This window comes from Hydrogenophaga intermedia (assembly GCF_000723405.1).
GTDB lineage: Bacteria > Pseudomonadota > Gammaproteobacteria > Burkholderiales > Burkholderiaceae_C > Hydrogenophaga > Hydrogenophaga intermedia.
In genome coordinates this window covers 1-7,602 of record NZ_CCAE010000094.1, presented here as the reverse complement: position 1 = coordinate 7,602, position 7,602 = coordinate 1, and the positions used below count along the sequence as shown (strand labels likewise).

Sequence of the window (7,602 nt, the reverse complement as noted above, 5' to 3'; positions counted from 1 at the left end):
GTCTACCCAGACCACCCCCGCGCCAGTGCTAGCTTTGCGTACCGTCACTTATTGCACTGAAAACGAGGAGACCCCAAGCAGCAGAACGTCGTTGCCTCGTTCACGCAAGGGCGGGATGGGGATGGGATAGACCGAGAGGCGGTGGTACAGGTCGTCGCGGAACGCCCCCTCGCGCACAAGTTCGCGCAGTTGGCGGTTGGTGGCCGCGATCACGCGCACGTTCACGCGCCGTGGCCGGTCGGTGCCCAGGCGCTGGATCTCGCCGTTCTGCAGCGTGCGCAGCAACTTGGCCTGGATGGCTAGCGGCAGCTCGCCTACCTCGTCGAGGAACAGTGTGCCGCCATCGGCGGCCTCGATGCGCCCCGGCCGTTCGCTTGTCGCGCCGGAGAAGGCGCCCTTGGCGTGACCAAACAGCTCGCTCTCGGCCAGGGACTCGGGCAGCGCCGCGCAGTTGACGTGCACCAGCGGTTTGCCGACGCGGCGCGAGAGTTGGTGCAGGCGGTGCGCGAACAGCTCCTTGCCGACACCCGTCTCACCCAGCAGCAGCGCGGGCAACTCGGAATCGGCCACCACCCGCAGCTCGTGCAGCAGGTGCACGATGGCTTCGCTCTGGCCAACGATCTCGTTGTCCTCGCGGAGAGCGGTGCGCGCGCTGGCCGGCGCCGACCAGCCCGTGGTACGCAAGGCGCGGATTTCGGCCTCCAGGCGCGTGATGCGTACCGCCGCTTCGATGGCGCTGGCGAGCTGCTCCAGTTCGCACGGGGCCTGGGCGTCGAAGCGACCGATGTCCAGCGCGTCGAGCGTTACGACGCCCCAGCGCTCCCCTTCTACGTTCAGTGCCATGCCCATGCAGTCGTGTACCGGCAGGGGTTGGCCGGCGTGGCCGTCGATCAGGCCATCGTAGGGATCGGACAGCGGACTGTCGTGGGGGAAGCGGGTGACCCCGCGTCGCGCCAAGATGGCCGCGAGCCTAGGGTGATCCTTCACCGCGAAGCGCCTGCCCAAGGCGTCACTGGTCAGGCCGTCCACCGCCAACGGTCGCAGGTGCTCCTGCTCCAGTCGCAGCAGCGCCACCGACCCACAGGCGAAGTGCGCGCGAAGGCTGTTCACCAAGCGCTGCAAGCGCACCGCCGCTGGCAGATCGGCCACCAAGTCGGTCAGCAGCAGCAATTGCGTCGTGTCGATGGTCATAAGCACCTCATGGGGTGTTTTATACCGTTGCCCCATCGTGGTGATTTTGACCAAGATCAATCCAAGTCCTTGATTGGCAAAGGAATATTCCTGGCACGCGGTTCGCATCTCCGGCAGCACCCATCCACGAAGGAGAAACCATGGACCTGATGGACCAATCCCTGGGGCAATTGGCTCGCCGCATTCCCGGCGCCACACGCGTCCTGGACGCGCACCACGTCGACTTCTGTTGCGCGGGCAACCGCACCCTGCGCACGGCGGCCGCCACCGCCGGCCTGGATGGCGATGCCATCGCCGCCGAACTGCTGGCACTGCAAGCGCGCGAGGCCCAGGCCGATGGGCCGGACTGGAGCCGGGCCACCGACACCGAACTGGTGGAGCACATCCTGACGCGTTACCACGCCGTGCACCGCGAACAACTGCCCGAGCTGATCCGCCTGGCGCGCCGCGTGGAGCAAGTGCATGGCGATCGCGAGGACTGTCCACACGGACTGGCCGACCACCTCATGGCCATGGCGCAGGAGCTGGAGAGCCACATGCGCAAGGAAGAGGTGGTGCTGTTCCCGATGATCACGCGCGACCAGGGCGCCATGGCCCGCATGCCCATCGGCGTGATGCGCGGCGAGCACGAAGAACACGGCGTGGCCTTGCGCCATCTGGTGGAACTCACGCAGAACTTCACGCCGCCGCGTGGCGCCTGCACCACCTGGAAGGCGCTCTACACCGGACTGCGCGCCTTTCGCGACGATCTGATCGCACACATCCATCTGGAAAACAACGTCCTGTTCGAGCGCTTCGCGCCGGCGGACGTGCACTGACCACACGGGAGAAGTCTCATGGGCATTTACAAGAAGTACTGGTTCGCGCTGATCGGCGTGTGCATGGTGATGTTCTCGCTGCTGGGTTACTTCGGCGCCGACGTCTACCGTTCCGCGCCGCCCATCCCCGCTCAGGTGAGCACGGCCGAGGGAAAGGCCCTGTTCACCCGGGACGACATCCTGGACGGCCAGACCGCCTGGCAGTCGGTGGGTGGCATGCAGCTGGGCTCCATCTGGGGCCACGGCGCCTACCAGGCGCCCGACTGGACGGCCGACTGGCTGCACCGCGAGCTCACGGCCTGGCTCGACCTGACCGCGATGCAACAGCAAGGGCGCCCCTTCGCGCAACTCGATGCCGGCCAGCAAGGCGCGCTGCGCGCCGAACTGCAGCGCGAGTACCGCGGCAACCGTGTCGGCGCCGACGGCACACTGGTGGTGAGCGAGCGCCGCGCGCAGGCCATGGAACAAACGGCGGCCTACTACGACCAGCTGTTCTCCGACGCGCCCGCACTGGTGAAGAGCCGCGAGAGCTTCGCGATGAAGGAGAACACCCTGCCCAGCGCGGAACGGCGCCAGCAGCTCACGCGCTTCTTCTTCTGGACAGCGTGGGCGGCGGGCACCGAGCGGCCCGATTCGAAGGTGACCTACACCAACAACTGGCCGCACGAGCCACTGATCAACAACGTCCCCAGCAAGGAGAACGTGGTCTGGTCCATCGCCAGCGTGGTGATCCTGCTGGCGGGCATCGGCCTGTTGGTCTGGGCCTGGGCATTCCTTCGCGACCACGACGAGCCGCTGCCGGCCGCGCCCAAGCGCGACCCGCTGATCGCCGCGGGACTCACCCCCTCTCAGCGGGCGCTGGGCAAGTACCTGTTCCTGGTGGTGGCGCTGTTCGTCTTCCAGGTCTTCATCGGCGGCTTCACCGCGCACTACACGGTGGAGCGCAGCTTCTACGGCATTGATCTGTCGCAGTGGTTCCCCTACTCGCTCACGCGCACCTGGCACATCCAGGCGGCGCTGTTCTGGATCGCCACCGGCTTCCTGGCCGTCGGGCTGTTCCTGGCCCCGGTGATCAACGGCGGCAAGGACCCGAAGTTCCAGAAGCTGGGCGTGGACGCGCTCTTCTGGGCGCTGGTCTTCGTCTGCGTCGGCTCCTTCGTGGGCAACTACCTGGCCATCGCCCAGAAGATGCCGGCCGAGTGGAACTTCTGGCTCGGTCACCAGGGCTACGAGTACGTGGACCTGGGCCGCGTCTGGCAGATCCTCAAGTGGGCCGGCATCCTGCTCTGGCTGGTGCTCATGCTGCGCGGCGTGCTCCCCGCGCTGTTCGCGCGCAACGGGGAGGACAAGAACCTGCTGGCCCTGCTCACGGCCTCGGTCGGCGCCATCGGCCTGTTCTACGGTGCCGGCCTGTTCTATGGCGAGCGCACCAGCCTGTCGGTGATGGAGTACTGGCGCTGGTGGGTGGTGCACCTGTGGGTTGAAGGCTTCTTCGAGGTGTTCGCCACCACGGCACTGGCCTTCGTTTTCTCCAGCATGGGACTGGTGTCGCGCCGCATGGCCACCACGGCCAGCCTGGCCTCGGCGTCACTGTTCCTGCTGGGTGGTATCCCGGGCACCTTTCACCACCTGTACTTCGCGGGCACCACCACGCCGGTGATGGCCGTGGGCGCTTCGTTCAGCGCGCTGGAGGTGGTGCCGCTGATCGTGCTGGGCCACGAGGCCTTCGAGAACTGGCGCCTGAAGACGCGCGCGCCGTGGATGAACAGCCTGAAGTGGCCGCTGCTGTGCTTCGTCGCCGTGGCCTTCTGGAACATGCTGGGTGCGGGCGTCTTCGGCTTCATGATCAACCCGCCGATCTCGCTGTACTACATCCAGGGCCTGAACACCACGCCCGTGCACGCGCACGCGGCCCTGTTCGGCGTCTATGGCTTCCTGGCGCTGGGCTTCACGCTGATGGTGCTGCGCTACCTGCGTCCCGCGCTCGTGTTCAGCGAGCCGCTGATGAAGACCGGCTTCTGGGGCCTGAACCTGGGCCTTGTGCTGATGATCTTCACCAGCCTGCTGCCCATTGGCTTCATCCAGTTCATGGCCAGCGTGGACAAGGGCCTGTGGTACGCCCGCAGCGAGGCCTTCATGCAGCAACCCCTGCTTCATACCTTGCGCTGGGTGCGCACCTTCGGCGACCTGGTGTTCATCGCCGGGGCCGTCTCGGTGGCACTCCAGGTGGTGTTGGGGCTGCTGCCGTTCAGGCGCAACGTGAACAGTGACGCGCCGTCACTCTCCACTTCCTGATTCAGCCCAGACCGAGGCAACCATGGCCTGCCTCGCAACTGAAGGTCAAGCATGCCAACGGCCCTAAGATTGAGGAGCGCCTTGCTATCAAATCGCCTCGGCTTCGCGTGTTCTGACGAGGCGCGGCGCTTTCACGGGAAGTTCTTCTGGCACAAGAGCCTTTCGATGGATGGCGAGACAATCGAATGCCTGAAGACCCCGATGATGGAATCTTTGGTCTTTTTTTTGGAGGGGTGACGGCGCTCCTGCCGTCAAACGTGCGGGAGCGATCGTGGCCAACCGAGTCCGGCGCCAAGGAGGAGGGGCAACCAAGGGTGGGATAGGCTCCAGTTCAGACCTCTCAAGCACCAATTGAAAGGAAAGCGTCAACGTCACCCGTCACCGGAATGGCTTCCCAAGCTCTCCTCTGCTACTCTGCACTCGAACAATTGCGGCAAGTCCATGAAATCCCCTGACCGCCGGAACGCACTTTCCTAGGCGAAGCGAGAGCACAAAGCCTTCTCTGGTGTGTCGCTCAGCGACCAGACGGACAAGCTCATGGAACAGGTTCACTCGAGTGACCGCTTCCCCTTTGACGCCGCATGTTTTTCCGTAGCGCGGGCGTTGGAGCACCCGCTCTCTCAGAGGTCTGATCCGTGATGCCAGGGCTTGAGCCGTGCCCCACCGGGATGACGACGGTTGCACCGGGACGGTTCATCGTCTGCAGGAGACTCGGGCACTTGAATCCATATTGGGCGACGACCAACGGGCGGGATTGGTTCAGTGCCGGCAGCCTTGAGGTTTTCATGCAAGACCTTGCCGAACGACATCCTCAGCGCATTTTCAAGCTGCCAACCCACGGAGCAGACAAAGGCCTCGTGAATCTCACGGAGGACGAGCAAGCGAAACTGTCTACGTGGTTGGGGGTGAGTGGGCGGTGAGGGGAGACTCATACCACTCTCGCATGGCTTTTCCTACAACCTTGCGAGCTCCCACATCGAGGCCCACCTCATCGAGGTAGACAGACTGCTCCCCGCGGTCCGAGCTGCCATGCTTTAGCATGAGCGAGCGACATGCCTCAACCGAGATGGGCTTGAATCGATGCTTGACTGCAGAGAAGTCCATGATTTCACCTTGGCTCCATTCTGTGCCAGGAGTGTGCTGAATGCACTCTCCGCCTGCTTTTCGGCTCAGGGCCACGCTGTAGAGGCCAGCTTCGCGTCTAGACATCCTTGTCAGCCTTTTCTGAACGCCGTGCGCTCAGGCCCCCCGGCTCAGCCGTCATGATCTAGGTGTTACGGTGAATTATTTGATTCCCAATAATTACGGACGCACTCCGTAATCTGCGCCTACGTCTTGCCTGACGTCATCGACAAAGATCTACAAGCGGGGAGATTCCCCGCGCATTTTCACAGTCTTGCTGCTTCGGTTGCCGTCACTATCGAACATCACCAAGTAGAAGTAGTACTCCGCCTCGAACGGCGGTGACCTCGATACCTTTGCCTCGTTCTCAGACAGGAAGAACCGATACTCCCCAGGTCTTACCTCTGTGAATGTCTTCACCTCGATATAGCTGGTTGAAGATGGTTGGTTAGCCTTTGGGCCTATGCCGCCCCATACCCCAAAGCGATGACAAGTTCACGTGGGGGTCGGACCAGACCGCGTCGCCGGGCCTCAGTGTTGAAATGCCCAGTACTAGGCGATTCACCACTTCGCTGTTCTTAAGGCTCCTGTGCGTGTCCGCCAAGCGGTGCTTGACGCACTCCATATGCCACCCCAAAATCTCACTCATTCACGTGAGTGAGTGATTTAGATGACTTCTGTAAGCCTCCGAGACATCCTCAACAACACCTCCTTGCTCGGCATTGCAGCAGGACGCGACGCGGCCGTGCGCTTGCTCGCGAGCGTCAGTGCCCCTGCAAATACGCTCATGGTCCTTCTGGATTTTCATGGAATGGAACTCGTCACAGCAAGCGCAGCGCGCGAGAGCATCTTCAAACTGGCCACGCATCTCGCTGAGCAGGGCACCCTCCTTGTTTGCGTGAACGCTGACGAAGCCACTCTTGATGAGCTTGCGTTCGCTGCAACGGCCCTGAGGCAGCCGATGGTGGTGGGCACGCACGGCAAGGCGGGTGGGCTTCAGGCGCCCCGTGTCATTGGGCAGCTCGACGCCGTGCAGACGAAGACGCTGAAGTTGGTGGGCCGCCTGGGTGAGGTCGATGCCAAGACGGCCAGCCAGGAGGCCGGTGACAACTCGGCCGGGACAACTGGGTGGAACAACCGACTCTCGGGAATGGCCAGTCTGCGACTGCTGAAAGAACGCAAGGTCGGAAAGACCAAGCTGTACTCCTTAACCGTGGAAGGACTTGCCAGTGGGAACTGACTTTTTACGCAACAAGCGTGACCGACACTTCAAGTCATGGCGCGAAGGGGCCTCTCGCGCCGCATCCGACATGTTTGTCCAGGTCACGAAAGTCCAGCGAATCGTGCGAGCAACCAGTGGCGCGGGCGCCCGGCTCTGCGTAGACCAAAACGTCCTCTTGCGGCGCCTGCCTGATGGAAAGGTCGTCGCAAGCGACGGCGTACACCAGGTCGCAACTGTCGACAAGCCCCCGCGTGCACTACTGGACAAGCTCAAGGCACAGCACGACGCCGCTTGCGGCCGAGTCTCCCGAGTGAGCCCCGAATCCGGCAACCTGGAACTGCTGCTGGAGGACTGATGCTCGACGGCAGCCACCACGACCAGGTTTGGGCCCTCAAGGACCAGAGCAACGGGCAACCGTTACTCGGATGTGGGACGTGCCTGGACCGCCAGATCTGCGGTGGGCTGCACACCCTCAACGGTGGAGCGGACGCCATTAGCTGCATGTCGATGTGCCGCTGCAAGGACCCTACGCGATGCGACTACGTCTGCCCCAACGCGCCGAAGCGCTTCATCCAGCGGATCAAGGAGGTTGGAGGATGGGGGCTGGACAACGTCCCGTTGGCACCTGACGTTCCCCTCCCCGCGTTGCCAGAAGCCGCAGCGTTAGTGGAAGGCAATGTGGTTGGGGCACGCCCCATCCGCGACTTCGAACACATTGCTTTTCCGCTCTCGATGGGATTTCGGCACCGCGCCGCTCAAAGCCGCGCAAAAACCTCACGTGAGCTTCAGCAGTCCTTTGGCATCGTCCCGTCCAGGGGGTGGATTGCCAGTGGTGTGGAGAAGGACTCTTTTGTGGAACGCATGTGGCGTCTGGCACGTAAGCGTTCCGGGAACCCATCTTTTGTTTTGCCGGTGAATCTGCGAATCTCGTGCCTCGGCAATCAACGAACGAGA

6 protein-coding genes and 1 pseudogene are annotated in these 7,602 nt (G+C 63.2%); 5 read left to right on the top strand and 2 right to left on the bottom strand.

Going from position 1 to position 7,602, the window contains the following annotated elements; translation table 11 throughout:
- Positions 1 to 75: 75 nt before the first annotated feature.
- Positions 76 to 1,191: pseudogene (gene norR / locus BN948_RS24980) on the bottom strand (nitric oxide reductase transcriptional regulator NorR); the annotation flags it as partial.
- A 140-nt stretch (positions 1,192 to 1,331) separates the two neighbouring features.
- On the opposite strand from norR, the gene ytfE reads away from it, so the two are divergent.
- Positions 1,332 to 2,009 (top strand): iron-sulfur cluster repair protein YtfE, encoded by a 678-nt coding sequence (gene ytfE, locus BN948_RS24975; protein ID WP_009515310.1) that lies wholly within the window; start codon positions 1,332 to 1,334, stop codon positions 2,007 to 2,009.
- Between the two features lie 18 nt (positions 2,010 to 2,027).
- On the top strand, positions 2,028 to 4,304 hold the full coding sequence (locus BN948_RS24970) for a nitric-oxide reductase large subunit (RefSeq protein WP_009515311.1): 2,277 nt from the start codon (positions 2,028 to 2,030) through the stop codon (positions 4,302 to 4,304).
- Between the two features lie 1,359 nt (positions 4,305 to 5,663).
- Here BN948_RS24970 and BN948_RS27605 read toward each other — a convergent pair.
- Positions 5,664 to 5,891 (bottom strand): protein NO VEIN domain-containing protein, encoded by a 228-nt coding sequence (locus BN948_RS27605; RefSeq protein ID WP_138820353.1) that lies wholly within the window; start codon positions 5,889 to 5,891, stop codon positions 5,664 to 5,666.
- 205 nt (positions 5,892 to 6,096) lie between these two features.
- Between BN948_RS27605 and BN948_RS25945 the strand changes: the two genes are divergently transcribed.
- From BN948_RS25945 to BN948_RS26870, 3 genes are all read left to right on the top strand, one after another.
- Positions 6,097 to 6,666 carry a hypothetical protein gene (locus BN948_RS25945; RefSeq protein ID WP_050980559.1) on the top strand — a complete coding sequence of 190 codons (570 nt, stop codon included), beginning with the start codon at positions 6,097 to 6,099 and terminating at the stop codon, positions 6,664 to 6,666.
- A gap of 70 nt (positions 6,667 to 6,736) precedes the next feature.
- Complete coding sequence (locus BN948_RS24955) at positions 6,737 to 7,003, top strand: hypothetical protein (protein WP_035624707.1); 267 nt, start codon at positions 6,737 to 6,739, stop codon at positions 7,001 to 7,003.
- Positions 7,003 to 7,602: hypothetical protein (locus BN948_RS26870; RefSeq protein ID WP_156037856.1), on the top strand; the 600-nt coding region annotated here is incomplete at its 3' end. The genes BN948_RS24955 and BN948_RS26870, both read left to right, overlap by 1 nt.

Coding starts and splice junctions, on each gene's coding strand:
- BN948_RS24955 (WP_035624707.1), top strand. CDS start 6,737: ATGTTTGTCCAGGTCACGAAAGTCCAGCGAATCGTGCGAGCAACCAGT.
- ytfE (WP_009515310.1), top strand. CDS start 1,332: ATGGACCTGATGGACCAATCCCTGGGGCAATTGGCTCGCCGCATTCCC.
- BN948_RS24970 (WP_009515311.1), top strand. CDS start 2,028: ATGGGCATTTACAAGAAGTACTGGTTCGCGCTGATCGGCGTGTGCATG.
- BN948_RS25945 (WP_050980559.1), top strand. CDS start 6,097: ATGACTTCTGTAAGCCTCCGAGACATCCTCAACAACACCTCCTTGCTC.